The following is a 26,923-nucleotide window of genomic DNA, read 5'->3' on the forward strand; positions in this document are numbered from 1 at the left end:
TTCGATACTAATGCTATTTAATTATTATACTGAAGCGACATTTTGCTAAGCGCTTTATTTATTATCGCCATCCGCTTTTTTATTTTTAGCATTTTTCGCATTGCTACTTGCTGTTTGCATTTGCGCCGTTAATGAAGCATTGCTATGGTCATGCTCCATGACAAACTCAACATCGCTACGGAAGCCCGCTTCCATAAGATGTAAAGCAACGCCAAGTGCCGCTTTATCTTCATAAATAACTGCATGCAAGGCATGGGTAATCGGCATATAAATGCCTTCTTTGGTGGCTTTTTCATGTACCTGCTGAATGGTATTGACACCTTCAGCGGTCTGACCCAGTTTTTTGACCGCCGCATCGATGGTCATACCGCGACCGAGCATATTACCAATACGGTAGTTGCGACTCAGCTCTGAGCTGCAAGTAGCATATAAGTCGCCGACGCCCGACAGACCTAAAAAGGTCAGCGGATTGGCACCAGCATGCACACCAAAACGGCTCATTTCTGCTAAGCCACGGGTCAGTATCATGGCTTTGGTATTTTCACCTACTTCATAAGCTGCCGCCATTCCCATTGCAATGGCATAAATGTTTTTGAGCGCGCCACCAAGCTCGACACCGCGAACATCATCACTGGCAAACACTCTAAAAAACGCACTGTGTAGCGCTGCTTGTACCGCATGGCGTAATGGCTCAGAGTCACTGGCAATCACCGTAGCAGACGGCATATTTTTCATGATTTCGATGGCAAGGTTTGGCCCTGACATTACGCCAAAGTTTACTTCCGGTAGCTCATCTTTAATAATATCACTCATTAAAGCGAAGGTATCTTTCTCCATACCTTTGGTCAAAGAAACGATAGATTGCCCGCTAATAAAGGGCGCGATACTTTTAAGGGTTTCTCGAAATGCAAGACCTGGAACAGCTATAAAAATAATATCGGTATCTTTGACCGCCGCTTGTAAATCGTGGCTGTATTTGAGGCGATCATCAAGCTTATAACCGGGCAGATATTTTTTATTGGTCTGCGTCTTTGCCATTGCTTTAACCGTACGCTTATTGCGTACCCACAGCGTGGTATCACAGCCATTACGGGCGGCCAAGTTTGCCATTGCCGTACCAAAACTACCACCACCTAAAAACGCCAGACGCAATTTGGTTGGATTATTATGGATTTCTGCCATATTTTTTGCCACGGCAGATTCAACCGCGCTAGGATTGAGCTTCTTACGTCCAAGCCCTGATTTGGTAGCACGCTCAATGATACCTGACAGCAAACTGTTTTGTTTTTCATCTGCTTTATTCTCTGCCTGACTGCTATCTATACTTTTGTCTTTATTTTTGTCATTAGCGCTGGTCATATTCTTTTATCCGTGTTGACTGACTGAATTATGAGTAGATTTGATGCTGAGTATACAGGGAGACTAACGGCATGTTTCAACAATTATTGATATAAAATCGCTATTTTAATCGAACAACCTGATTAATTTACTCATTATTCTCTTTAATGAGTGACTTTAGCGCCGCATCTGCCCTGCCATGATATCTCTGTAACCCTACTACGCTATTGCCTTTATGACTCGAAGCGTAGCAATGGCTCAATATCAATGGGCTTGCGCGTGGGCATATCACAAGGACTGCTGCCAGTATAAACAAAAGCCGTGACATAATCATCTGCGCCAACGCCAAAATACGCTTTAACGGCAGGCTCATTACATAGCAAGCCTGTGCGCCAAACCGTACTAAACCCTTGGGCTTTTAGCGCCAAAATAAGGTTTTGAACTGCGGCGCCAGTGCTTAGCATTTGCTCAAAAGGTGGTACTTTTTTATGCACTTGCATTTGGGTAACGACCGTAATAATCACCGGCGCACGTAGCGGCATATTGTAGGTTTTTTGGCGAGATTTCTCAGACAGCGTTTCACCCTCTTGTGCCGCTTGTGCTTCAGCGGCTGCTAAAAAGGCACGACCCAAGTCATGACGTGCATTGCCTTGGGTAACAATAAAGCGCCATGGTTGCAGTTTTTTGTGATCAGGCGCGGTAACTGCACAATCGATAGCCGCTTTAATCTGACTTTCTGTCGGTGCCGGAATACTCAGGTTGCCGATGCTGCGTCTCGACTTAATCCAATTAATCAGCTGCTCATCGGTCACTTGCGCATTTGTCACTATGGGGCTTTCGGTATTATTTTGCGGCGCGCTTTTACTTGATTGCTCAGCGCTACTATCGTTACTCTCTTCTAAGCTGTCTGCTGAATTACTCATAATGTATCCTTATTTTTTATTATGCTGCATCCGTATCTTCGACTCGATGCTCCATTCTTAAGTAATCTTCTGACTGCATCTCAAGCAGGCGTGAACGCGTACGCTCAATCTCAAACGCTAACTTCTCTCCTTGATACAGCTCAAGAATAGACTGCTCTGCTCGTACCAGTAATTTTACGCGGCGATCATAAAATTCATCAACCAGATAAATAAAACGGCGGGTAGGATCACGCAAATTATCATCTAAAGCGGGTACGGCATTGATTAAGACGGTGCTAAACTCTTTGGCAATTTCAATAAAATCAGACGCTGAGCGTGGCTCCATACATAAATGACGGAAGTCACAGAATAAAATATCTTCGGTACGCGCATTAATTCTAATTTCACGACCATTGATAGTAATAGGCTCATTGCTGATTTTTTGATTATTAGATAAGCTGGCGAAACGGTTAGCAAGCCAATGGTGATTGGCCTTAGTCAAAGGCGACTCATATAGCTCCGCCTGCTGCAAGACACGCAGGCGATAATCAATGCCAGAGTCAATATTCATTACCGTCGTATGGCGCTCAACTTCGGCGATAGCCGGCATAAAGCGGTCACGGTGCAGACCATCTTTATAGAGACCGGATGGCTCAATGTTTGATGTGGCGACCAAAGTTACGCCACGATTAAATAACATGGTGAACAAATCACCCAGAATCATGGCGTCGGAGACGTTGGAGACAAAGAACTCATCAAAGCAGATAATCACTGCTTCTGCATAGATAATATCCGCGACTTTTTCCAACGGATCGCTCTGACCCTGCAGATTATTTAGCTCTTGATGGACGCGCTGCATAAAGTGATGAAAATGCTGGCGCATCTTACGCTCAATGGTTAAAGAGTCGTAAAACATATCCATCATCCATGTTTTACCACGTCCTACCCCGCCCCACATATACAAACCTTTGGGCGCGACGGGCTTTGCTTTTAAAAAGCTAAAAAAGCCTTTTTTTTGTTCCACGCTATTGTTGAGCTGATGATACAACTCATCTAAATAGCTCATCGCCTGATATTGTTGCTCATCTCGAGTAAACTCATCAGTGCTAATGGCCTGCTCATAACGTTGCAAGGGAGATAAACTCATAATACGACTCATCATTAGACAAAATAAATATAAAAATGGTGGATGTTATTTGCTTAACCATATTAAAGCGGAAATTCTATCGCTAATTAGCTACACAACATCGGATGGTAATATCTAAAAAATTAGCTATTTAATACCAAAGCTATGTTCTTCTAACAAGCCTTTAAGCTCAGATAAACGCCCGTGGAAAAAGTGCCCAGCGCCATCAATGACACTAACCGCTAACCCTAAGCGTTCAGCAAATTCCTGCATACTCGCCGGCGCAATAACATTATCTTCATTCCCGTATATCTCAAAAGTTTTATCAACGGGTAAGGTAATGTCACTGTTGTCATTTTTTTCAACGGATGGCGCAATAAGGGCAACTTTTTCTATCTCAAAATCACTCAGCCCCCAAATATGCGGCGACACCATGACTTGCTCAGCAACACGTGCCGTGACATAACCGCCAAAGGAAAAACCACCCAACCACAATTTACGTGCGTTGGTTTGCTCTGCAATCCATTGTAGCACGGTCATTGCGTCTACTACTTCCCCTTCCGCATAATCGTGCTCGCCAGTTGACTGCCCAACACCGCGAAAGTTAAAACGTACCACATGCATGCCATTATCACGCGCAAATCGATACATGGTCGTGACTACCTTATTATTCATCGTACCATCGAATAACGGATTAGGATGGCAAAGCAGCGCCACCGTATCGGTATTGGGATCGTTAGGACTGTCTTGTTGCCAAAGTGCGTCAACTTCGAGCACGCCAGCAGGAGCAGGAATCAGTTGCATAGAATTACTTACTAATTAAGAATGAATAGTCCAATTATCCTAGATATGGTTTATATTTCAAGTGATTTGCTGTGTACTGGTGCTGTTTGTCTCATTTTGGAGTGACGGTAAGGAGCAATCACCTTGAATAACTGCTGATTTCAGAAAAATCTCCACTGCTTCATTGCCAATATGACATATACCTGCAATATCAAACACAATAACAGCCTAGACACTCAAGAGTACGATAGGTTAGATTCATACTGTTTATTTTTTATGTTTAACTAACAGCCTTTTAGGAAACAGTTATGAATACTTTTAATAAAACCTTGACTTTAACGGCAACATTAGCAGCGGCATTAGCATTAAGCGCTTGCCAAAGTACGCCTTCTTCGCCGGTTATCCAACGCGCCAATTCTATTTATGAAACCACTGGCATTGCCGATACCAAAGTAAAAGCCCAGCAAAATGCGATAGACAGCGCGCAAAAAACCTGCCGAAACAAGCAGGTAATTATCGTTGATGACAAAGTAAAATATAATGGTATTTTAAATGAACAAACTGGTCGTATGATTGGGCAAGCGGGCGCAGTCATCGGTTCGATATTTGGTACGGGTTCACCGGACTTATCACGTAAAGATGATTATGAGTATATGATTAACTTTCGTTGCCAATAAGACAGTTATTATTTAACAAAGCTATGAGCTTTTAGCCAATAAGTTTGCGAGATAGATAGTATATTCATCGCGGCTTATTGGCTTTACTTTTTGTAGCGGCACTTTTGGGGTAAACTACCCTAACTAATGTCCCATACATTCAAATCAGTCTATAACTAGTGGCTATTTGCGACTGGTATAAATTTTCCTTGCTTACTGCTATCACAGAGGCTGCGAAAAATTCATCCCAGTCGCACTATATTGATTTTAAAGTGACTCTACTATAAAAGAGACTCTACTATATAAGCAGCCCGTTTTTAAACCTTCTTACCTTTGGTCTATTATTATGCGCAAACCCAACCTGTCACATACGAAACAAACTAAGGTTTTAGCGCCTGCCAAAGATTTAGCGACCTTGGAGGCCGAACTGGCTGAGCAAGAAAACAGTCTCGAAGTCAGTTTAGAAGATACGGTTTTGCGGCTGAGCGACTATCTATCGGCGGTCGATATGGTCATCAAACAAACCTTTAATCACCGCGTATGGGTCAAAGCTGAAATTCGTAATTTATCAAGTAAAGGTGGGCATTATTACTTTGAGCTGGCAGAAAAAGATGACGACGGTAAAGTCATTGCCAGCTGCCGTGGTAACCTTTGGCGCTTTAAAGCCGCACGCGTCTTAGCAAAGTTTGAGCGCGCCACAGGCATGCCGCTTGACCGTGATTTGACCGTATTACTCAAAGTATCGGCAGGCTTCCATGCGCAATATGGCTTTTCACTCACCATTGAAGATATCGACCCAAGCTATACTTTAGGCGACTTGGCACGGCAATATGCCGAAATGGTCGACCGCTTGACTGGCGAAGGCTTATTAAACCTCAATCAGCAATTATCTATTCCATTTGATATTGAGCATGTGCTGGTCATTGCCCCTGAAAAAGCCGCCGGATTGGGCGACTTTCAAGCGGATGCTGACCGCTTAGCTCGCACAGGTGCCTGTCATTTCCATTATCATCACGCTACCTTTCAGGGTAATCATGCACCAAGTGAAATCCGTCAAGCTATCGTCAGCGCCCAGCAGCAGTTTTATGATACTTATCAGCGCCTGCCGGATTTGTTAGTCATTATTCGTGGTGGCGGTGCCGTTGGTGATTTAGCCTATCTCAACGATTATGAGCTGGCCGCGCTCGTTGCCGAGCAACCTATCCCTGTCTGGGTCGGTATCGGTCATGAGCGTGACAAAGTTATCTTAGATGAAGTGGCGCATACCAGCTTTGATACGCCGTCAAAAGTCATTGCCGCTATCATGGCGCATTTAGCGCAATTGGTCACGCAAACGCTGCAATACCAAGCGCAAATTAAACAAGCAGTGCAGCGTCAATTAAACACTGCTGAGCAACAGACGACACGCCAGTTGAGCCAAATACAATCGCAAACGATTGGTCAATTGACCGCCCTGCAAAAAGACAGTGATTATGCTTGGCGTAGTATTCAGCAAAGCGCTCAGCGACAGGTGAAGCAAGCTGCTAGACTAACCAGCGATTTGCGCACGCAAACTCAAGCCTCTGCTTATCAGCAGTTAGCAAGCGCATCTACACACAGTCAAAACAATAAAAAAACGATTATGCACAGTGCGCAGCAGCAGTTGCTACAAGCACGACGTGATAGCGAGCATCTGCGGGATATTGTACTCTTGCATCGTCCTTCTCGCGTGCTTAAGCAAGGTTATACCATGCTGACTGATGCAAAAGATAAAAAGATACTAACCAGCAGTACGCAGCTTTATGCTGAGCAAACGGTACATATCGTCTTAAAAGATGGTAAGGCAAAAGCACAAATTATTGATGTAGAGACCAATTAGTTATAGTCTATTTGCCATAAAAATACAGAGCTGCTCGGATAAATTTTGCGTAGCCTCGAACAGTGACGAAGTCACACAGCAAGCAAGGAAAATTTATACCAGCAGCAGACTCCTGAAACTAAAATATTTAACAATTACTCATCTACTGAATTTTTATTTCAAAATTAGGAAACCTTATGACAACCCCTACTCGCAAACGCAAAAAAGCCGCCCCAAAAACTTTTAAGGCGGCTTATGATATTCTAAAAACCAATGCCGCTGAACTACAGCAACAAGATGAGCCAGATATCGATAATCTTATGACGACAGTGGAAGAATCGATTGCCGCTTATCGCGTTTGCGAAACCCGTATCAATGCGGTACAGCAAGCATTAGATGCCGCCTTCGCCGAAGAAGATACCACAGAGAATAGCGACATTTAAGCTAAGTCAATTCTACTCTGGCTCATCGACTTCAAATACTTGGCGCAAATAGGCAAGATAGGTATCATTATTGATCATGGTCTTGCCTGGGCTGTCCGACAGCTTAGCAACTGGCTGTCCATTGCATTCAACCAATTTCAGGACGATATTTATCGGGGTGATGCCCATGTCATTGGTCAAATTAGTGCCAATGCCAAAGCTGGTTCTTATTTGACCTTTAAAGTACTGATGTAAATCCCAAGCTTTATTTAAATCCAAGCCATCACTAAAGGTTAAAATCTTGGTTCTTGGGTCTATCTTTAATTTCTTATAATGAGCAATCGCCTTGTCACCCCAGATATACGGGTCGCCACTATCATGACGCAGACCATCGAAAAGCTTGGCAAAATACAAATCAAAGTCGCGTAAAAACGCATCCATACCAACGACATCGGTCAGCGCAATACCCAAATCACCACGATATTCATGTACCCACGCTTCAAGCGCGGCTTTTTGTGAATCACGCAAACGCACATCCAATGCCTGAAATGCCTGCATAAACTCATGTGCCATCGTCCCTATCGGCGTCATTCCAAGTTTTTTTGCTAAATAAACGTTGGAAGTTCCGCTGACAATTTTTGGTTCCGCTTTATGTAAAGTCTCAACCACATGAGCTTGCCATACTTTACTAAAACGTCTACGAGTCCCAAAATCAGCGACGATAAACGGCGGTGTCGGTTTATCACGGCTGTAATTTGCTTGTTCTTCTGCATAGCGATGCAATAAAGCCACTTTTTCATCAAGCCGACGCTGCCCTTCTTCAATGACGCTGGCATTTGATAACGCCCTAAAATACAGCTCATTGACTATCGCTAATACAAACACCTCAAAGAACATCGCCTGAATCATCGGCCCTTCAATATCGATACACAGACGATTTTTGTCATCGATACTGACGGTGATAAAACGCCGTTTTAGCTTAAATAATTCCAAATAATCCACGAAGTCTGAGCGCATAAAGCGCAACTTACGTAAATATTCCAGCTCATCTTCTAAAAATCGCAACTCACATAAGCTGTCTAGCTGTTGCTCTAAATCTTCTTTGATATCAGCTAAAGGATAAACCGTGTCTTGATTATTGCGGCAGCGAAAGCGATAAACACCATGGGTCTGCGGAAACTGATGCAGCATGGCTTGCAGCATGGTAAATTTATACAAATCGTTATCGAGTAAAGAAGTAATAATGGGTTCAAAAGTTTTAGAAGTATGAGTAACGGTCATGTTACAGCCTTAAATACAAAAATGAAAAGCCGCCAAACAAAGCGAGCGACGAAATAGGTATCAATAACTATCATGGTGCTAATAATAGAAAACGTTAAGATTTTGAGTATAACGAAGTTTGTCTCATTTTTCATAATTCAACGGTTATAACAGCAAAAATACAACGATAATAAACGTATTCATCATGTGGCTATAGCCTATAAATTTGAAACATCAGCCATAAAAAAGACGTTAAGCCTATACTTAACGTATCTTCATGAGTTTAATTATCAAGGTTAATCATTAAGGTTTTGCAGGCTTTACCAATTTTACCAAGGGCGCATAGCCTGACTGCGGCATCACATCGACGGGGATAAACTGTAACGCCCCGCCATTGATACAATAACGCAGCCCGCCACGGTCTTTTGGTCCATCAGGGAATACATGACCCAAATGCGAGTCTGCTACCCGTGAGCGAATCTCAGTACGCACCATATTAAAGGCGGTATCGGCGTGTTGGGTAATGACTTGCTTATCAATTGGTTTGGTGAAGCTTGGCCAACCGCAGCCAGATTGATATTTATCGGTTGATAAAAATAGTGGTTCACCGCTTACCACATCGACATAAATACCCGGCGCAAATAAATCATCGTATTCATGACTAAAGGCGCGCTCAGTACCGGCATCTTGCGTGATATTGTATTGTGCTTTGGTCAGAGTATTCTTCAGCGCGCCTTTATCAAAGCCCGCATAGCGTTTAGGATCTAAGGTTTCAGCAACCGTATTTGCAGGCGCAAGCTTGGTACGCGCAGTGCCTTCCGGCTTATCATCGGCGAGGCTTAAATCGACATGACAGTAGCCATTTGGATTTTTTGCCAAATAATCTTGATGATACATCTCAGCCAAGTAAAAATTATCCAGCGGTGCGTTTTCTACCACAATTTTTTGTTTATACTGGCTTTGCACACGTTTGAGAGCAGCATCAATCACCGCTTTATCTGCTTTATCGGTGTAATAAACGCCAGAACGGTACTGAACGCCGCGATCATTACCTTGCTTATTAAGACTGGTTGGATCTATCACGCGTAAGTAGTATTTTAAGATAGTATCAAGATCGGTTTTATCCGCATCATAGGTTACTTTTACAGCTTCGGCATGCCCTGAGCCACGAATCACTTGCTCATAGCTTGGATTAGCCGTCTCGCCATTGGCATAGCCTGATACCGCATCGACGACACCTTCGACGCGTTCCATATAAGCTTCTACGCCCCAGAAACAGCCACCTGCCAGATAGATTGAGCGCGTATTAATCGCCTTACCTTTATCGTTATAATAAACGCCATCTTTTTGCTTAATGGTTTCAATTTTACTATTGTTATCTAAGGTTTGGGCGTTTGCCGGTTTGGCATTGCCTGCTTTTAGTTCGGCAAAGTCATTATCAGCGTTTTCAGCGAGGGCATAGGCTTGCTCTGCTGATATATTTCCTTTTACCAAGTGCACCAAATTGCCGTTTTTATCGAGTATCGCCCAGCTAGGATACACTTGTACGCCAAGCTTATTAATCAGCTTGCCCGAAGCGTCAGACAATACTGGCAGCTTCGGATAGTCGGCTTGCACGCCCGCATACCAAGTACTAAACTCGCCATCGGCTTTTTCATTGAGATGACCAGGACTGGCAACGGTGACGACATTTAAATCAGCAAATTTAGGATCGGTACGCCATTCCTCGGTTTCTGCAAGCGTCCCTAGGCATAACGGGCACCAGCTTGCCCAGAATTTAATCAAAGTAGGTTTATTAGGGTCAATGACCGCAGCACCTGTTTTGCCCAAGCCCTTTGTTAATTGCGGCAACGCCTGCATTTGCCCAAGCATGTCAGACGGTAACATATCACGTGAGCTTTTCACGCCACTGTTTTGGCTACCTGTATTGGCGCTACTACTGGCATTGCTCTTAGCATTGTTTTCCGCGCTACTCATTTGCCCACAAGCCACCAATATCCCTGCACTTAATACGGTCGTCACCCCAAAAGCGCTGACATTTTTCAGCCAACGCGCTGCTGCACGCGGTGAAGATGTCGCTAAATCACTAGCATTGCTGCGCTTATCATAACGATTTGTATTATGAGACTTATTATCTTGTTTATCAGGTAGCATGGTGGATCCTTTTTACGAAGTCTTGCGAGCAAATACTTAGTTTGAATGGTCTTTTATAGGCTTGTTATGCTGTTTATTAGGGTAAATATGCTTAGACTAAATGCGTTAATAGCGTTATAAAAGCAAGACAGAATAAATATAAAGGTTATGAGATAAAGGCGGTTAGGTAAAGATGGCTAAAATTTAAGATAAGCATAAGACACTTATCTGCATTAGATTATCTTAATAGTATAAACCTATAATGGAGTTTCCTTTAAGAGTTTATAACAGCTCACTACACTTTTTTAACAACGCAGTAAGGCTGTTGATATAGAAATTAGAGATATGGGAGTAGTGGAAGGAATAATGAGGCCTAGTCACTTTTTGTTTAGTGACTGTTTATCTAGTGACTTTTGCTTAGTTACTCTTTGCTTAGTTACTTTTATATGAGGATAAATGAGGGGAAAATCAATATCTGCAAACAAATCAATCTCTTATCTGATTAATTAACACTTAAAAACCCGCTATTAAAGTCATTTTTTTGTAGCAGTTAATTTAAAAAATTAATTGTTAAGCAAATATAGCGCCTGACTGAATTAACTTTTAGCCCTCATGAACTGTGCAACATAATCATCGGCTGGATTTTGACGTAATTCATTTGGCGTACCCGTTTGCACTAAGCGCCCACCATTTAAAATACTAATACGCTGACCGACTTTGACAGCTTCATCGATATCATGGGTGATGAAGACAATGGTCTTATTGAGCCGTGCTTGTAGCTCAAGTAATTGGTCTTGCAATTGCGCACGAATGAGTGGGTCAAGCGCCGAAAATGCTTCGTCCATCAGCAAGATTGGATTATCCGTTGCCAGCGCGCGTGCTAGCCCGACACGCTGCTGCATACCACCAGACAATTCATCAGGATAGCTGTGCTCCAAGTTTGGCAGCCCGACTTCATGAAGCCAATGCCGAGCAACTTCATGACGCTCGCTCACACTCATTTTACGTACACGCAGACCGTAAGCGACGTTTTGCATCACCGTCATATGTGGCACTAAGCCAAAGTGCTGAAATACCATGCTGACCGTTTGCTGCCGATAATGTTGTAGCTCCTTATCATTAAGCTCTAAAATATTAATAGCCGAGTTGGTATTGGCAGCGGTTTGGGACGAACCTTCCTCTGCTATCGGGCTTTGCGCGTTGCCCTTATTTTTTGCATTGATACTGGTATCAACCCATATTTTGCCACTGGTTGGGTCAATCAAGCGATTGATATGGCGTATCAAGGTTGATTTACCCGAGCCTGATAGCCCCATAATACAATGCAGCTCGCCCGCCTTAATATTCAAATTGATATCATATAGCCCGACCGAATAGCCCGTTTGCTCCTTGACCGCAATGCTATCCATACCTTCAGCCAATAATGCCAATGCAGACTGTGCTTGCGAGCTATTGGCATTATAAATCTTACTGATATTCTCTAGCTGGATATGATTCATCGTTGCTCTCGCTATTTGTATTTTTTATTTGCGTTGTTTTGTGATGGTCACTTTTACTGCTTGTGATATTCACTTCTAATATGGAGCACAGTGCTAACCAATCGGACGTCTGCCAGCATCGATGGTTTTTTGCCGTGCGCGCTTACCTTGACCGAATGCTTGCGTAATACGGTCAATGATAATCGCAACGATGACAATCGCTGTACCTGCTTGCAAGCCCTGACCGATATTGAGCGTTTGGATAGATTGCAAAACATCTTCGCCAAGACCGGGGGCACCAATCATAGAAGCCAATACCACCATAGAAAGTGACATCATTACCGCCTGATTAATACCCGCCATGATACTGGGGAGCGCTTGAGGTAATTTAATCCAAATAAGTAGCTGCAGATGCGTACTACCGAACGAGCGCCCTGCTTCGACCATCTCATGATTGACTTGGGTAATGCCCAAAGTCGTCAAACGAATCAGTGGCGGCAAGGCATAAATAATGGTGGCAAATAGCGCTGGTACTTTACCAATACCAAACAGCATGAGCACCGGAATAAGATAAACAAAGCTTGGCATAGTCTGCATGACATCTAGTATCGGTGTCACAATCTTACGCAGGATTTTACTGCCTGACATGGCAATGCCAATAGGAATACCAATCACTACCGTGACCAATACCGATACGATAAGCAGCGCAAAGGTGTCAATCAAGGCGCCCCATAGCCCAAAGGCGCCGATAAGAAACAATCCTGCCCCGCACGCTAGCGCAAACCAAATTTTACGCACGCCAAACCACGCCAATACCGTCACAAGTGCGATAATTAGCCAAGGCGGAATAACCGTTAATAGCCGCTCAATGGGTAGCAAGAGATAGGTTAACGCCACCGTACTGATAGTACGAAAGACGTCACCGTAGTTTTGGACAACGTTTGCTAAGGTATTATTAAGCGGGGTCTCAAGTGACCACGAAGGAAAGCTTGATGATAGGCCAAATTTGTTAGCACTGGATGCATTATTATTACGGTCACCAGTATTCGCAACAGCCGCGCCTGTTAGGCTAATACCTAACTTAGCAGCAAGTCTTGTGGCCGCTTCCTCAGATAGCCAATGTTGCCAGACGTTTGGATTCTCACGCAAAAACGTTAAGGCTTGCTCATCGCCGCTCCGTTTACTTTCACTCATCTCTAAGATAGCCCCATTGAGCTCATCGGAGCTAAACTGAACCTTTTTGAAGACAGCAGCCAGCTCAGGATTAGATTCAATAAACGGTGTCGATACCGCGATACCTAAAGGTGATACTGGAAATCCAGAAACACAGTCCGCTGTGCCATCAGCAAGTAGCAAGTCTTGCCAGCAAGCGTCGTCATGGGCGGGAAATGCTAATGGCGCAAAGTCATACTTTGCCATCAAGCCTGTAGGCTGCCAGTAATAGAATAATAGCGGTTTATGCTGTTCAAAAGCGGAGGCAATCTCTGCATCGAGCGCAGCACCGGTTCCGGGATGGGCATTGTTAAAAATACTGTCTAAACCGGTATTTTTAAGCAAACGGCTATTAAATATCTCACACGTCCAACCAGATGGACAGTTCATAAAACGCGATTTTCTTGGGTCTTCAGGGTCTTTAAACAGCTCAGCGTACTTCGGCAAATCTTGATAACTGCGTAGACCTGGATTTTCGTCTAGGACATATTTGGGTACATACCAACCTTGAGTAGCACCGCCCTTCAGCGTATCACCAATGACCGCGACTTTATTTTGGGCGATGGCTTGCTCCATGATTGGCGAGCGCCCAACCCACTGCTCGCCGATCACTTGAATGTCGTTTTGTGATAATGCCGTTTCAAGCGCAGGACCGGCGCCCGGCACTTCTTCAATTGTACAATCATAGCCATCTTCAGCAATGTACTTAAGCACCCCAGAGATAAACTGACCGCTCTCCCACGTCAGTGCGCCAAATTTGATAGGTGCATCACAAGCTGCTGACGCCGATACCGGCAGCAACAAGGCACTCATACACAGTAAACTTAACGCAATCCATTGGCGCATGGGATATCCTATTTATTGTTTTTATTGTTTTTATTATCAGTATTAACGCTAAAGTTAGTAGTACTGACATCTTGAACCAAGAGTATGTTGCCTTTGACTAGTTGGGTGATTAATACCTAAATTAGCTATTGCTGATTAATCTAAAATTGACACTATAATCGTTTAGGCTTACTACAAAGTGTAGCGATTTATAGATAGGATGACAAATGCTCATTAATTTTAATTGTTGGTTTTTAACTATTGGTTATTAATGACTAAATTTTAGGCAAAAAAATAGCACCTACCTCAGTAGATGCTATTTTTTATCGTGTTTCTTGCTTAACCAAAAACTGTTTTATCATTGGCTATTTTATTATTGGCTATTTCAAAAACAGCGCCATGGCTTTTTTAAACAAGCCACCGTATGGCGGTAGTAAAATATTAAGACCATTCAACTTCGATTGTACAAACACAGGCTTCATATGACTAAGACGCTCAAAGCCAGCTTTACCGTGATAAGCGCCCGTACCTGAGTGTCCAACACCGCCAAACGGCAAATCATGTTGCGCCACATGCATAATGACTTCATTAATACACAGGCCACCCGATACCGTATTATTACGCACCTGATCTATCTCGCTATTGTTATCACCAAAGACGTATAGCGCCAACGGGCGTGGGCGCTCATTGATAAAACGAATGGCATCCTCAAGGCTGTCATAGTGCATCAACGGTAAAATCGGGGCAAAAATCTCGTTTTGCATGACATCGCTATCAGGCGCAGGCTCACTGACAATCACCGGTGGCATCAGGCGGCTGTCAATATCAGCATCCGTATCAGTCAGCGGATGAACCTCATCGCCTGCCAAGCCATCTAGATAGCCTTGTACACGTTTAAACTGCGCACCATTAATGATGTGCGAATAGTCAGGATTGTCTGCAATATTGGGATAATGTTTTTCCATCCACTCTTTTGCCAGACGGATAAACTCTTCATGATATCGACGCGGAATGAGCACATAATCAGGCGCAATACATGTCTGACCGGCATTAAGCGTTTTGCCCATCATCACGCGATTGACGGCGTTTTCTAAGTTGGCACCTTCCAAAATGACGACAGGCGACTTACCACCAAGCTCAAGGGTGACCGGCGTTAAATTTGGTGCAGCAGCAGCCATGACCTTTTTGCCGACCGGGGTTGAGCCGGTATATAATAAATGGTCAAAGGGCATTTGGCTAAATGCTTGAGCAATCTCAACTTCGCCGATGACCACAGAAACCATATCCGGTGAAAAATAACGTGAAATAGTTTCAGCGAACGTTTGGGCAAATTGCGGTGCGGCCTCGCTCATTTTAATCATAATACGATTACCCGCCGCCAGTGCATCAATCATAGGTCCGACTGCCAAAAACAGCGGGTAATTCCAAGGCACCATAATACCGACCACGCCAAGCGGCTGCGGCTGAATCTCATTATGAGCCGGCATATAAAGCGCTGAAATCGATACACGCTGCGGTTTCATCCATTTTTTACCATGTTTTCTGGCATGGCTGATACCGGTAAAGCTCGGAAAAAGCTCAGCGAACTGAGTTTCTGACTCACTGCGATAGCCAAAATCGGCGCTAATCGCTTTGGCAAGTAGCTCTTGATTGTCGCTTAGCATCACCTCTAGATTGTCAAGTTGATTTTCACGCGTGGCCCAATCATTGATGGGCTGCGTGCGGCTCAAACTTTGTAGGCGTAAAAATTGCGCCTGCATATCAGCGACGGTCTTAATGATGCTTAGGGATTCGTTTGCATCATTGGCCTGGTTTGAAGCTTGAGCTTGGCTGGTTGGCGTCGGCTCGCTTTGGAAAAGCGTGTTCTGATTATTATCGGTCATTTATCTTCCTTGTCATAGGCGTTAGAGTCGGCACGCTATAATAGATTTAAGACTCTGAATACATGATCAGGCGTTATATACGCCGTCTATATCCTATATGGCACTTATATACTCACCTTCAACTGATGGCTGTTGATGAACCGTTTTCAATAATGAAGGCAGATGAGATTCCTTTCAATGCTATTCGACACTATTTTAGTCAACGCCGTTTAATGTAGCGCATCGACCAGTGAATGAACAGCACCTTTGATTGACTAGTGGGTCTGTATGAAATACGTGTCATTTAAAGCCTATATTGCTGCTATTTATCAGTATTTTTACTGCCGCTAAATGGAGTAAGCGGATAGCGCAGCGGATGCAAATATAGAGTTGGGCACAATTGCTAAAACTGCTACACTGAATCGCAGTAATAGGGTTTATCCACTCTACAAATGCGATCATGCTGTTGGGATTAATTTTTCGCAGCCTCTGTCTGCATCGGCACAGCAAGGAAGATTAATCCGAGCAGCATCTGTGTATAAATCTATTGCTTATATTTAGTATTGACTATCACTCTAGGCAACTAGACTCTAAAAACATCCTTCTAAAACATCAAAATATAAGACAGTCATTCTTATGCAAAATACCGCGCAACCCCTCAATGAAATGCTAGTCAGCAAGTCGCTCTCAGCTGCTGATTATGTCCCTACCCTTGATGCCATGCTATCGCGTACGTTGGCGCGTATCGCGCTCAAAAAAGAGCAAGGTCTACGCACCCCTGACGAGCTATGGATTGTCGATCATAATGATGTCTATACGCTTGGACAAGCCGGTAAAGAAGAGCATATCCTGCAACGTACCAATACCCCTATTATCAAGACCGACCGCGGTGGTCAGGTGACATGGCACGGGCATGGGCAGCTGGTTATCTATTGGTTGTTTGATTTAGAAAGTTTAGGCTGGAGTGTACGCAATATGGTATCGCACGCCGAACAAGCGATTGAAGATGTGGTCAATGACTGCCTAAAAAGCCACGCGTCTAATAGTGTCAATACCAGTGCCGATATCAGCGCCCATGCCCGCCGTGATGCGCCCGGTGTTTATTTATATAGTCATCTAAATATTGCCAGCAACGAGAACGCTCAATCTCTGTCTAACGCACCCGCTGATGACGCCATTATGCTCGGTAAAATTGCCTCACTTGGCTTTAAAATCAAGCATGGTTTTAGTTATCATGGGGTCGCTATTAATTTAGATTGTGATTTATCGGCCTTTAATGCGATTAATCCTTGCGGCTATGCGGGCATGCAAATGTTACGACTGGCTGACTTCGTTGCGATGGATGAGCAAACGCAGGATGAGCAAACGGCGGATGAACAAATGGCAGTGCAGGCAGCGGAACAATCTATGCAAGCAATTGCCAACTGTTTAAGCTATGAGCAAGTGACCCAAAAGCTTATCGATAATATTGCCAAACGTCATGCTGGACATATCCAATTACGTGCCCTCGCCCCAAAGTAATTTTCCTAAGTCCTTTATACACAGTTTTTTTAAATTAAATACTGTTCTTTGCATAATCCTTTTTTGCATAATATCGTGCACGCTTAGACTTAAGCATTGTGAGAAAATTTGAGTCAAACTTGTTATAATCGCAGGCGCACAAATTGGGCGCAGCAATAACCTTAGCGCGCCAACATTTAACCCTTTATCATTGAAGCATTCATAACAAAAGCACCTTGGAGCAATTTATGGCAGATTTTAATAAAATTTTGGACGCAGGCGACGTCGATGGCGGCATCATTAATGTGGTCGTAGAAATCCCAACTGGTAGCAGCCATAAAATTGAGTGGAATCGCGAATTGGCAGTTTTTGAGCTTGACCGTGTTGACCCACAGATTTTTGCTAAACCTTGTAACTACGGTTTTATTCCGCAAACCCTTGATGAAGATGGCGACGAGTTAGATGCGCTTATCATCACAGAACAGCCTTTGCCTACTGGTATTTTCTTAAAAGCGAAAGTAATCGGCGTGATGAAATTCGTTGATGATGGCGAAGTTGATGACAAAATCGTCGTCGTACCGGCTGACGACCGTGATACAGGTAATGCTTATAACAGCCTAGAAGACTTACCAAAGCAGCTTATCAATCAATTACAGTTCCATTTTAGCCACTATAAAGACCTTAAAAAAGCAGGTACAACGGTGGTCGAATCTTGGGGTGACGTCGCAGAAGCTAAAGAAGTCATCAAAGAGTCTATCCAACGTTGGAAAGACCTATAAATTGTCCTAGATAATTTATAAGAAGCGTTTATTGCCATTTTTTTATTAAAATAGGATAAGCGCCATGAAAATACCGCAGACATGATAATGGCTGCGGTATTTTTTTTGCTTGAATTTTGCGCCGATAAAATGGTTATAATACCCTCACCTACCTAGTATCACACCCAAATAAGGACTGTCATGTTTGACTCTGATTCAGGCTCAACGCCCGCTAATAAAAAACTGCCAAAAGCCGTTATGATGATGGTCGAAAAAGGCAATTTGGTGCAGGCAATTAAAACCTTGGCCGCTGATGAAAATATCAGTATGGATGCCGCCAAATCTCGGATAGATGCTTATGAGCTTGCGCTAAAGAACCAGCAGCAGCAAACCCTCACGACTATCGCCAACAAACAAGGCATCCCAAGCCAAGCCTTTAGCTTTGATAGAGAACAAGTGGAAGAAGAGTCGGAGCGCTTGACGAAGACTCGCGTTAAAACCACGCCCACAGAGCAAGGCTTCCAAAGTCTACAAGAGGGCGTTGACAGTCAGCTTAATGACTTGGGCTATAAAAAACCGCTTATTCCTTATTGGGCAAAGCGGCTATTGGTCATTGCTGCGGTGATGGCAGGGCTATTTTGGATAATGTGGCGAATTTTTGGCTAGTCTGTTATAAGCGGTCTATTAGTAGATTTAAAAGTTAAAATAACTGGTTCCATTGGTGTATAATCTAAATATAGTAATTATTTCCCTATTGATAAGATTAGTTATATCAATAAAGCAACCGTGAAGAAAAAAAATGCCATTGAAACTACTAAAACGTAAGCTAAAAACTTTAAAAAATCCGGCATATAATGAACAACGTTTAAATCCGAACATTAATTCATATCGAAAGGCAGCGAATCAAGGAGATGCTGAGGCCCAGTTTAACCTTGGATTGACTTACAAAGAAGGACAAGAAGTTCAGCAAGATAATAAGATGGCAGCTAAATGGTATCAGAAGGCAGCGGATCAGGGTCATATCACTGCTCAGTTTAACCTTGGGTTGCTCTATCAAGAGGGAAAAGGTGTCGAGCAAGACTTTGCTTCAGCGGTTAAATGGTATCAGAAGGCAGCGGATCAGGGTCATATCACTGCTCAGTTTAACCTTGGTTTGCTCTATCAAGACGGAAAAGGTGTCGAGCAAGACTTTGCTTCAGCGGTTAAATGGTATCAGAAGGCAGCGGAGCAGGGCCATATCACTGCTCAGTTTAACCTTGGGTTGCTCTATCAAGATAGAAAAGGTGTCGAGCAAGACTTTGCTTCAGCGGTTAAATGGTATCAGAAGGCAGCGGATCAGGGTCATATCACTGCTCAGTTTAACCTTGGGTTGCTCTATCAAGACGGAAAAGGTGTCGAGCAAGACTTTGCTTCAGCGGTTAAATGGTATCAGAAGGCAGCGGATCAGGGTCATATCACTGCTCAGTTTAACCTTGGGTTGCTCTATCAAGACGGAAAAGGTGTCGAGCAAGACTTTGCTTCAGCGGTTAAATGGTATCAGAAGGCAGCGGAGCAGGATCATATCACTGCTCAGTTTAACCTTGGGTTGCTCTATCAAGATGGAAAAGGTATTCGCCAAAATAAAACTAATGCAAAAGAATGGTATGGAAGGGCTTGTGATGGTGGTCTTCAGTTGGGCTGTGATTCATACAGAGAACTAAATGAGCAAGGTTACTAATTTACCCAAATAAAAAGCAATTGTTGGTATTATCTTTGGTAGATATAAGATTATTAAAACACTAGGTCACTGTCAGCAAGGCATATCGCTGCCATTTTTATTCCTAGTGTAGAGTTCAGAACTGCGCGACAAATGGCCGATGACATATACACGAATATTTTTCCGCGAAATTAAAATTTTGCAGTATTGACTAACTAAAAATACCTCGAATTATCACCTTTAAGCACACCACAATGTACACTAACAGCCTATTAAAAACATAAACCCTCATACAGCAAAGCTTTAAAGGATGTGTTCAATTCCTCACTAGGGAACTACTCTTCTTCCCCTGAGAAACGTTATGGTAAATAACACCCCACTGACTACCCATTTATATAATTAAAAATAATTTTAAGATATTAAAAAAGAGATACCATAGTATCTCCTTTTTAAATTCATCAGACGTATTATCTTAGTGATGCTCACCCGGTAGAATTCTAGCAAAGGCACGCTGAGCAAGGTTTGGTTTTTTATCAGTCGTCAATCCAGCGCGGGTACTTGGAAAAATACGATAACCCATCGATTGAGTACCAACGTTAATTGCTGGTGCTAATGAATAAGTCGCTGAGGCAAATTTACCCATGTTACTGGCAATACTGTTTGGTTTATGAACAATCGCTTTGGCAACCATCATCGCCGCTTCATCCGGCATAAGCGCAGGCATGTAGCGGTATAATTTAGTAGGCTCAATCATCGGCGTACGCACCAATGGCATAAAGATATTGGTAATCGTAACATTATCGCCCTTCACTTCAGCAGCCAAGCAGCGGCTAAAGGCATCCAATGCCGATTTTGAGGCGACATAAGCGGCAAAACGCGGGCTATTCGCCAGCACGCCAATCGATGAGATATTAACGATTTGACCGGTCTGGCGCTCAATCATGGTCGGCAAAAATCCAAGAACTATTTTAACGGCGCCGAAATAATTGATATCCATGGTACGCTCAAAATCATGGAAACGATCTATAGACTCGTGAACCGAGCGGCGAATAGAGCGTCCAGCGTTATTGACCAAGACATCTACATGGCCGAAATCTACCAAAATTTGCTCGCTAACTTTTTCAATATCATCCATATTGGTCAAATCACAAGGGTAATAACTGGCCTTGCCACCAAGCTCCTCGATACTCTCTTTAACGGCTTTCAGTTTGTCTTCAGTACGTGCCAATAAAATAACATGAGCACCGCATTCACTGAGCAGATAGGCCGTACGCTCACCAATACCACTTGATGCCCCTGTGATAATAATATGCTTATCTTTGACTGCTTTGCTGATTGCTTTTTTTGAGGGATTGGCCATAAAAGATCCTTTTCGTAAATGATATTTCCGTTAATGTTCGCCTAAAGCATAACAAATATAATTGGATTAAAGTTAATAAAGAAGCCGTAAAATGTATTTAATATCATGAATATTAGCAGCTGGGTATTTATTATCAAGTGCATTGCTTAAACTGACTGTTTTTTCTTGCTATTCGTGCGCGTGCAAAAAGGCTTCGACCACGCGAAACTGCCCAGCGGTACTCTCCTCGCCATACATCGCTTGACGAAAAGCATTGGAATTGGGAATGCCGGTGGTATACCAAGCGATGTGCTTGCGGGCAATACGGCAACCTGAATATTCGCCATAAAACCCATATAGTTCTTGCAAATGCGCTAGGACAATCTCCTTTATCTCGCTCACACTAGGTGCCGCAAGCACCTCTCCTGAGCGCAAAAAATGCTCGATATCACGAAATATCCAAGGCTGCCCTTGCGCGGCACGCCCTATCATCACCGCATCACAACCGGTCAGCTCATAGACACGCTGCGCTTTTTGCGCGCTATCGATATCGCCATTGGCAATGACTGGAATACTGATGCTTTCTTTGACCTCACGGATCAGCTCATAACGCGCCTCGCCGGTATACATGTCCTCACGCGTACGCCCGTGAATGGCAATCGCCGCAATACCTGCTTGCTCTGCACGTTTGGCGACGCGCAAAATATTCTCACGCCCATTCTCATAGCCCAATCGGGTCTTTAACGTGACGGGCGCATTGACGCTGTTTACTGCCGCATCTAGCAAGCGCGCGACCAAATCTTCATCTTGCAAAAGTGCAGAACCCGCCAACCTACGGCACACTTTTTTGGCAGGACAGCCCATATTGATATCAATAATCTGTGCGCCATTATCAATCTGATAACGTGCCGCTTCTGCCAATTTATCCGGTTCTGCACCGGCTATTTGCGCAGAAATAGGCGCTATTTCGTTATCAAAATTGGCACGATAGAGCGATTTTTTGCGTGCATAAAGCGCCGTATCAGCGATAATCATTTCACTAACCGCATGCCCTGCCCCAAAGGATTTACACAAGCGTCGAAAGGGATTGTCGGTCACGCCAGCCATCGGTGCGACCATCAGGCGATTTTCAATCGTCAAGCCGCCAATGACCAATGGCTGCAATAAAGGATGGTCATTAGCAGTTTGTGCTGATGAGTGACTAGACACTGGATTATTTATAGGCATAAAAAACGGCTTGATTCATGGTGAAAACAAGCCGTTATTCTAAGGGTTCGTACGCATATTGCAAGTCATTCAGACAATCATTTGCTCAGCGCACGTCAAGGGACAAAATGCCTATTTATCAAAGACACTGCCCTGCTCTAAGGTAATATCATCATCGTGCTCTTGCATACGCCACGGTAAAATATCTGGCGATTCATTGATAAAGTGCAAGTATTTCTCGAACTGATCAATAATGTCATTAATCACTGACTCTGGTTGATAACCATACAAATCGTAGGTTTGACCACCACGGCGCAAGTAAACCTCCGCACGATAATGATGCTCTTGCGGTAATTTATTCGCCATCGCTTCCGTATAATAATCAGGCGCTTCATGTTCTGATAAGCGCACTTCGTACCAAAATTCAACGTTATCGCCGCCTCGTAACTCAAGCACCACGCGATCATTAACCTCATCATAATTTACATCAGGCAACCAGCCTGTTTCAGCAAATTTTTCTGAGACTTCATTCATCGACGAGACAACTGTACCTTTAATATAATTCAGTACTTTTTCACGCGTTGGCTGCTGCGTCATATAATCAATACGGTCGCGCCATGCGTCTAGTTTGAGTAGGTGCGGCGGCAAATGATTGTCATTGGCCAAGCTTTGATTACGATGACCTTCGATACGTAGCGCACGCCACATGCCAAATATGGCAATCAAGATAATCACCGCAAAAGGCAATGCACTGACGATGGCGGCGGTTTGTAAGGCCGTTAAGCCCCCTGCAATCAGCAGTACTGCAGCGACCGCGCCCTCAGTGACCACCCAAAAGGAGCGCTGCCACCATGGCGTATCGCTACGGCCACCCGCTGCAAGTGAATCAATCACCAACGACCCAGAATCCGATGAAGTCACAAAAAAGGTAATAATCAATAAAACGGTCAATGAAGAGACAAATTCAGTAAAGGGTAGATTCTCTAATAACTTAAACAAGGCAATGGCTTGGTCGTTTTGTACTTCGCTGATTAATGAGGTATAACCGTCGAACATAATCATATGTAGTGCCGTGTCACCAAATACGGCAAACCAAAAGAAAGTGAAAAATGTTGGTACTAACATCACGCCAAAGACAAACTCACGAATGGTACGACCACGGCTAATCTTGGCGATAAATAAGCCTACAAAGGGTGCCCATGCAATCGTCCATGCAAAGATAAACAATGTCCAGTTACTAATCCAATCACTCAGCTGATACGCTTGTAAACTAAAGGTGCGCTCAACGATATTACCCAGATAGCTACCGGTATTTTCCATAAAGGCATTGAGAATAAATACAGTCGGACCAACGACAAAGACAAACAGCATTAACGCCGTTGCCAACACCATATTTAAGATAGATAAGCGTTTAACTCCTTTATCCATACCCGCCAGCACCGAAACCAATGCCGCTGCAGTAACCAGTGCAATCGTAATCACTTGAACGGTAATATTGACAGGAATCAAATCTGGCAATAAATAATTTAAACCGGCATTAATCTGCGAGACCGACAGACCCAAACTGGTGGCAATACCAAACATCGTACCCAAAATGGCAAACACATCAACCGTATGCCCGATAGGACCATAAATCTTATCACCGATTAATGGATATAAGGTTGAGCGCATCGATAAGGGTAAACCATGTCGAAAAGAGAAGTACGCGAGCGACAAACCAACGACCCCATAAATAGACGAAATATGAAAGCCCCAGTGAAAATAGGCAATCTGCATGGCTTCCTTTGCGGCGGCAATGGTTTGCGGTTCTGATAATGGCGGACTGGCGAAATGTAAGACCGGCTCTGCCACGCCAAAGAAGAGTAAGGCAATACCGTAGCCCGCCGAAAATAGCATGGCGAACCACTCAAGAAAACCATACTCAGCCTCGGCATGATCAGGGCCTAGCTTGATACTACCGTAAGGCGAAAATGCCAATACGATGATAAACATCAAAAAAATCGCCACCGCCAGCATATAAAACCAGCCAAAGGTTTCGGTAATATAATTTAATACTGTACCAAACAACTCGCCAGCGGCTTCAGGATTAAGGGATGTGCCTATAACTAACAGCAACATAATGACGGCCGCTGGCACAAATACCGGCAGCAAAATGGTGGAACTGGATGATTTAGGCTTCATAAAGGGGGTCTCGTAACAGTGAGAAAAATATCAAAAGTTTTCAAAGCATTTAAAATATAAAAATACGTAGGTAAAATATGAACCAATTTTTACCACATTGAACGCCCAAACCCCAGAATCATGCCGAATATGTAACATCAATTTAACATTTGTTACACCACTATTACCTAAAAATAAAAAAGGCAACTTGTTAGCTGCCTTTTTATCCATACTTTTCTATTAACACTTATAAAAAAAATTTTCTAACGCAATGTCTAAGCAATAAATTTCAGCTCTACAGCTTAAGCATTAATAACCTCTGCTAATTGTTTTGCCATTTCAGCAAGTTCGCCATGATCTGCTTGCGTCACCGCATGGCGACCTAGCTCATGAATGCTCGATGGAATCAGGTGCACGTGATAATGAAAAACAGTTTGCCCTGCTTGTGAGCCATTTAGCTGCATTTGAATAATACCTTCTCGCTCGAATACTTGGCGCTGTGCTTGCATGACTTTTTTGGCAGTCATTAATACTGCTGCGGCATATTCTGGCTCAAGGTCGACTAAATCAATGGCTTTTTGCTTAGGAATCACCAATACATGACCTTTTGCTTGCGGCATGATATCCATAAAGGCGAGGGTTTTATCGTCCTCGAAAACCTTATGATAAGGAATATCACCGTTAAGCATTTTGGCAAAGATATTATTGTCATCGTATTTGGTTTGGTTGTCTTGACTCATTATTTTATTCCTTAGTTGGTTATTAGTAATTGGTTATCAGTACTTGTTGATCAGTAGTAGAGGGTAAATATCTCAGCAAATATAGTGGACGAAATATGGGCTGAGTACAAGGGCTTGAGGATTTGTAGGTATCACGATTAATTTATTGACGAGTGACGCGCTTTAAATGTTATATTAATCCTCTATTTTAATCACCCTACGTTTACGGATTTGACTGCCTTGCCAACCCAATCATTAGATAAGCCATCAGATGAGCCGTCAGATAATGACGCCACTTATTCAGAATCTTGTTATTCAGAAACCTATGATACAACACTGCCGTCTAGCTCTATAGCAGATGCGACAGAACAAGTTGACATTGAGGACGAGGTTGAGGCGCAAACTCGTACGCAAATCCTTGAGCCAAATGCCATTATCTTAGCTGAAGCATTAAGCGATAAAGCAATCAGCTGGCGTATTCATAATTGCAAAATCAGCAAAAAAACCATTACGCAGGATATGCCGCTGCCCTTTTTGTATCATTACGACAGTTTAGATGACAGTATTAAACAAACCTATCCGCTAACCCCGTCGTTGCTTGCGCAGTTTAATACTCCGATGACGGCGAATGAGGCTGCGAAACTTATTGGTATTGATAAGGCGCTGATAACCAGCCCTTGGCATGTCAAAGTAGTTGGCTCATTGGTGGTGTTTAGCGAAGCCCTGCAATTGGCGGTACGTTTGCATTGGACCAATACCGGTAAAGACACCCAGCAAATTTATACCAAAGATGAAGCGGATGCGCTTACTGCTGCCTTTAAAGAGTGGCAGTTTTTTGGTCGTATTGATGTCCTATATAAAAATACCAAACAGACGTTAATCAGTATCGATGAGCAAGCCGAAAACGATAAACAGATACTGACTATTGATGCCAGCTCCGACTATCAGTTCTTGCCAGCGACTCACGCCTTGGTCGTCATCGCCAAACTAGAAGCTGATAAAGGCGAGCTGCCTTGGTTTGAGACCGCTATTTTAGAGCGTCTTGCCTAAATATTGACCCTTAAGTCTTTATGATTCGGGGTTAATTGTTTTCAGTTACTCATATCTAATGGTATGGTAATGACTTAGTATTATTCACTAGTACTCACACTGCATAAAAAGCACACTATCAGTATGACAGCGGATGCTGCACACGTTAATAAATCTCGCTCATTTGTAAGGAATATCACATGGATTATCGCTCAAAAACTTCTACTGGCGGTCGTAATATGGCAGGTGCTCGTGCCCTATGGCGCGCAACCGGCATGACTGATGGCGACTTTGGCAAACCTATTATTGCAATTGCCAACTCCTTTACGCAGTTTGTACCCGGTCATGTGCATCTAAAAGACTTGGGGCAAATGGTTGCGCGTGAGATTGAAAAAGCGGGCGGCGTGGCAAAAGAGTTTAATACTATTGCAGTCGATGATGGTATTGCCATGGGTCATAGCGGTATGCTGTATTCACTACCAAGTCGTGACTTGATTGCCGATTCGGTTGAATATATGGTCAATGCGCATTGCGCCGATGCCCTAGTTTGTATTTCTAACTGTGACAAAATCACCCCTGGTATGCTAATGGCGGCTATGCGCCTTAATATTCCAGTGGTGTTTATTTCAGGCGGCCCGATGGAAGCGGGTAAAGTGATTGCCAGCACCGTCGCTCACAGCCA

At 43.5% G+C, this 26,923-nt stretch carries 22 protein-coding genes; 9 read left to right on the forward strand and 13 right to left on the reverse strand.

What is annotated here, in order from left to right:
* Window positions 1-54 precede the first annotated feature (54 nt).
* The 4 genes from JMX94_RS10870 to JMX94_RS10885 form a co-directional block, all read right to left on the reverse strand.
* Window positions 55-1,359, reverse strand: a complete 1,305-nt coding sequence (locus tag JMX94_RS10870) for an NAD(P)H-dependent glycerol-3-phosphate dehydrogenase (RefSeq protein WP_201565364.1) — start codon at window positions 1,357-1,359, stop codon at window positions 55-57.
* A 212-nt stretch (window positions 1,360-1,571) separates the two neighbouring features.
* A complete protein-coding gene (locus JMX94_RS10875; RefSeq protein WP_265088958.1) occupies window positions 1,572-2,261 on the reverse strand; it encodes a nitroreductase in 690 nt (229 codons plus the stop codon).
* A gap of 19 nt (window positions 2,262-2,280) precedes the next feature.
* Window positions 2,281-3,387, reverse strand: coding sequence for a cell division protein ZapE (gene zapE, locus JMX94_RS10880; protein ID WP_201565365.1), 1,107 nt, complete (start codon window positions 3,385-3,387; stop codon window positions 2,281-2,283).
* Window positions 3,388-3,513: 126 nt separating this feature from the next.
* Window positions 3,514-4,170 (reverse strand): alpha/beta hydrolase, encoded by a 657-nt coding sequence (locus tag JMX94_RS10885; protein ID WP_201565366.1) that lies wholly within the window; start codon window positions 4,168-4,170, stop codon window positions 3,514-3,516.
* A 287-nt stretch (window positions 4,171-4,457) separates the two neighbouring features.
* Between JMX94_RS10885 and JMX94_RS10890 the strand changes: the two genes are divergently transcribed.
* The 3 genes from JMX94_RS10890 (at window position 4,458) to xseB (ending at window position 7,085) form a co-directional block, all read left to right on the forward strand.
* The gene (locus JMX94_RS10890; RefSeq protein ID WP_201565367.1) at window positions 4,458-4,826 is read left to right on the forward strand and encodes a hypothetical protein; all 369 of its coding nucleotides are present in this window, start codon (window positions 4,458-4,460) and stop codon (window positions 4,824-4,826) included.
* Window positions 4,827-5,151: 325 nt separating this feature from the next.
* Window positions 5,152-6,663, forward strand: coding sequence for an exodeoxyribonuclease VII large subunit (gene xseA / locus JMX94_RS10895; protein WP_201565368.1), 1,512 nt, complete (start codon window positions 5,152-5,154; stop codon window positions 6,661-6,663).
* Between the two features lie 176 nt (window positions 6,664-6,839).
* On the forward strand, window positions 6,840-7,085 hold the full coding sequence (xseB, locus tag JMX94_RS10900) for an exodeoxyribonuclease VII small subunit (RefSeq protein ID WP_183617778.1): 246 nt from the start codon (window positions 6,840-6,842) through the stop codon (window positions 7,083-7,085).
* A gap of 12 nt (window positions 7,086-7,097) precedes the next feature.
* Here xseB and pncB read toward each other — a convergent pair whose 3' ends face one another.
* The 5 genes from pncB to JMX94_RS10925 all read right to left on the reverse strand — a co-directional run bounded on the left by pncB (window position 7,098) and on the right by JMX94_RS10925 (window position 15,855).
* A complete protein-coding gene (gene pncB / locus JMX94_RS10905) occupies window positions 7,098-8,345 on the reverse strand; it encodes a nicotinate phosphoribosyltransferase (RefSeq protein ID WP_201565369.1) in 1,248 nt (415 codons plus the stop codon).
* Between the two features lie 282 nt (window positions 8,346-8,627).
* Window positions 8,628-10,478 carry a bifunctional peptide-methionine (S)-S-oxide reductase MsrA/peptide-methionine (R)-S-oxide reductase MsrB gene (gene msrAB / locus JMX94_RS10910; protein WP_201565370.1) on the reverse strand — a complete coding sequence of 617 codons (1,851 nt, stop codon included), beginning with the start codon at window positions 10,476-10,478 and terminating at the stop codon, window positions 8,628-8,630.
* 575 nt (window positions 10,479-11,053) lie between these two features.
* A complete protein-coding gene (locus tag JMX94_RS10915; RefSeq protein WP_201565371.1) occupies window positions 11,054-11,956 on the reverse strand; it encodes an ATP-binding cassette domain-containing protein in 903 nt (300 codons plus the stop codon).
* Between the two features lie 93 nt (window positions 11,957-12,049).
* Window positions 12,050-13,993 carry a glycine betaine ABC transporter substrate-binding protein gene (locus JMX94_RS10920; protein WP_201565372.1) on the reverse strand — a complete coding sequence of 648 codons (1,944 nt, stop codon included), beginning with the start codon at window positions 13,991-13,993 and terminating at the stop codon, window positions 12,050-12,052.
* A 359-nt stretch (window positions 13,994-14,352) separates the two neighbouring features.
* The gene (locus tag JMX94_RS10925) at window positions 14,353-15,855 is read right to left on the reverse strand and encodes a coniferyl aldehyde dehydrogenase (protein ID WP_201565373.1); all 1,503 of its coding nucleotides are present in this window, start codon (window positions 15,853-15,855) and stop codon (window positions 14,353-14,355) included.
* Between the two features lie 615 nt (window positions 15,856-16,470).
* On the opposite strand from JMX94_RS10925, the gene JMX94_RS10930 reads away from it, so the two are divergent.
* The 4 genes from JMX94_RS10930 to JMX94_RS10945 all read left to right on the forward strand — a co-directional run bounded on the left by JMX94_RS10930 (window position 16,471) and on the right by JMX94_RS10945 (window position 19,809).
* Window positions 16,471-17,355 carry an octanoyltransferase gene (locus JMX94_RS10930; protein ID WP_201565374.1) on the forward strand — a complete coding sequence of 295 codons (885 nt, stop codon included), beginning with the start codon at window positions 16,471-16,473 and terminating at the stop codon, window positions 17,353-17,355.
* Window positions 17,356-17,582: 227 nt separating this feature from the next.
* On the forward strand, window positions 17,583-18,113 hold the full coding sequence (locus JMX94_RS10935) for an inorganic diphosphatase (protein ID WP_025651820.1): 531 nt from the start codon (window positions 17,583-17,585) through the stop codon (window positions 18,111-18,113).
* Between the two features lie 180 nt (window positions 18,114-18,293).
* Window positions 18,294-18,758 carry a hypothetical protein gene (locus tag JMX94_RS10940; protein WP_201565375.1) on the forward strand — a complete coding sequence of 155 codons (465 nt, stop codon included), beginning with the start codon at window positions 18,294-18,296 and terminating at the stop codon, window positions 18,756-18,758.
* A gap of 133 nt (window positions 18,759-18,891) precedes the next feature.
* The gene (locus JMX94_RS10945; RefSeq protein WP_201565376.1) at window positions 18,892-19,809 is read left to right on the forward strand and encodes an SEL1-like repeat protein; all 918 of its coding nucleotides are present in this window, start codon (window positions 18,892-18,894) and stop codon (window positions 19,807-19,809) included.
* A 451-nt stretch (window positions 19,810-20,260) separates the two neighbouring features.
* On the opposite strand, the gene JMX94_RS10950 is transcribed toward JMX94_RS10945, so the two are convergent.
* The 4 genes from JMX94_RS10950 to JMX94_RS10965 form a co-directional block, all read right to left on the reverse strand.
* Window positions 20,261-21,148 carry an SDR family NAD(P)-dependent oxidoreductase gene (locus tag JMX94_RS10950; protein WP_201565377.1) on the reverse strand — a complete coding sequence of 296 codons (888 nt, stop codon included), beginning with the start codon at window positions 21,146-21,148 and terminating at the stop codon, window positions 20,261-20,263.
* Between the two features lie 168 nt (window positions 21,149-21,316).
* On the reverse strand, window positions 21,317-22,354 hold the full coding sequence (dusB, locus tag JMX94_RS10955; RefSeq protein ID WP_201565378.1) for a tRNA dihydrouridine synthase DusB: 1,038 nt from the start codon (window positions 22,352-22,354) through the stop codon (window positions 21,317-21,319).
* A 111-nt stretch (window positions 22,355-22,465) separates the two neighbouring features.
* A complete protein-coding gene (locus JMX94_RS10960; protein ID WP_201565379.1) occupies window positions 22,466-24,514 on the reverse strand; it encodes a BCCT family transporter in 2,049 nt (682 codons plus the stop codon).
* 281 nt (window positions 24,515-24,795) lie between these two features.
* Window positions 24,796-25,233, reverse strand: a complete 438-nt coding sequence (locus tag JMX94_RS10965; protein ID WP_201565380.1) for an HIT family protein — start codon at window positions 25,231-25,233, stop codon at window positions 24,796-24,798.
* 219 nt (window positions 25,234-25,452) lie between these two features.
* On the opposite strand from JMX94_RS10965, the gene JMX94_RS10970 reads away from it, so the two are divergent.
* Together JMX94_RS10970 and JMX94_RS10975 are read left to right on the forward strand one after the other, a co-directional pair.
* Window positions 25,453-26,262, forward strand: a complete 810-nt coding sequence (locus JMX94_RS10970) for a hypothetical protein (protein ID WP_227673615.1) — start codon at window positions 25,453-25,455, stop codon at window positions 26,260-26,262.
* Between the two features lie 179 nt (window positions 26,263-26,441).
* The coding region (locus JMX94_RS10975; RefSeq protein WP_201565381.1) for a dihydroxy-acid dehydratase at window positions 26,442-26,923 on the forward strand (482 nt) is incomplete at its 3' end.

Origin of the sequence: Psychrobacter sp. CMS30, assembly GCF_904846565.1 — a bacterium.
GTDB lineage: Bacteria > Pseudomonadota > Gammaproteobacteria > Pseudomonadales > Moraxellaceae > Psychrobacter > Psychrobacter maritimus.

Excerpts from the sequence above, each read along its gene's own strand:
- JMX94_RS10870 (WP_201565364.1), bottom strand. The coding sequence starts at position 1,359 with ATGACCAGCGCTAATGACAAAAATAAAGACAAAAGTATAGATAGCAGT.
- JMX94_RS10875 (WP_265088958.1), bottom strand. The coding sequence starts at position 2,261 with ATGAGTAATTCAGCAGACAGCTTAGAAGAGAGTAACGATAGTAGCGCT.
- zapE (WP_201565365.1), bottom strand. The coding sequence starts at position 3,387 with ATGAGTTTATCTCCCTTGCAACGTTATGAGCAGGCCATTAGCACTGAT.
- JMX94_RS10885 (WP_201565366.1), bottom strand. The coding sequence starts at position 4,170 with ATGCAACTGATTCCTGCTCCTGCTGGCGTGCTCGAAGTTGACGCACTT.
- JMX94_RS10890 (WP_201565367.1), top strand. The coding sequence starts at position 4,458 with ATGAATACTTTTAATAAAACCTTGACTTTAACGGCAACATTAGCAGCG.
- xseA (WP_201565368.1), top strand. The coding sequence starts at position 5,152 with ATGCGCAAACCCAACCTGTCACATACGAAACAAACTAAGGTTTTAGCG.
- xseB (WP_183617778.1), top strand. The coding sequence starts at position 6,840 with ATGACAACCCCTACTCGCAAACGCAAAAAAGCCGCCCCAAAAACTTTT.
- pncB (WP_201565369.1), bottom strand. The coding sequence starts at position 8,345 with ATGACCGTTACTCATACTTCTAAAACTTTTGAACCCATTATTACTTCT.
- msrAB (WP_201565370.1), bottom strand. The coding sequence starts at position 10,478 with ATGCTACCTGATAAACAAGATAATAAGTCTCATAATACAAATCGTTAT.
- JMX94_RS10915 (WP_201565371.1), bottom strand. The coding sequence starts at position 11,956 with ATGAATCATATCCAGCTAGAGAATATCAGTAAGATTTATAATGCCAAT.
- JMX94_RS10920 (WP_201565372.1), bottom strand. The coding sequence starts at position 13,993 with ATGCGCCAATGGATTGCGTTAAGTTTACTGTGTATGAGTGCCTTGTTG.
- JMX94_RS10925 (WP_201565373.1), bottom strand. The coding sequence starts at position 15,855 with ATGACCGATAATAATCAGAACACGCTTTTCCAAAGCGAGCCGACGCCA.
- JMX94_RS10930 (WP_201565374.1), top strand. The coding sequence starts at position 16,471 with ATGCAAAATACCGCGCAACCCCTCAATGAAATGCTAGTCAGCAAGTCG.
- JMX94_RS10935 (WP_025651820.1), top strand. The coding sequence starts at position 17,583 with ATGGCAGATTTTAATAAAATTTTGGACGCAGGCGACGTCGATGGCGGC.
- JMX94_RS10940 (WP_201565375.1), top strand. The coding sequence starts at position 18,294 with ATGTTTGACTCTGATTCAGGCTCAACGCCCGCTAATAAAAAACTGCCA.
- JMX94_RS10945 (WP_201565376.1), top strand. The coding sequence starts at position 18,892 with ATGCCATTGAAACTACTAAAACGTAAGCTAAAAACTTTAAAAAATCCG.
- JMX94_RS10950 (WP_201565377.1), bottom strand. The coding sequence starts at position 21,148 with ATGGCCAATCCCTCAAAAAAAGCAATCAGCAAAGCAGTCAAAGATAAG.
- dusB (WP_201565378.1), bottom strand. The coding sequence starts at position 22,354 with ATGCCTATAAATAATCCAGTGTCTAGTCACTCATCAGCACAAACTGCT.
- JMX94_RS10960 (WP_201565379.1), bottom strand. The coding sequence starts at position 24,514 with ATGAAGCCTAAATCATCCAGTTCCACCATTTTGCTGCCGGTATTTGTG.
- JMX94_RS10965 (WP_201565380.1), bottom strand. The coding sequence starts at position 25,233 with ATGAGTCAAGACAACCAAACCAAATACGATGACAATAATATCTTTGCC.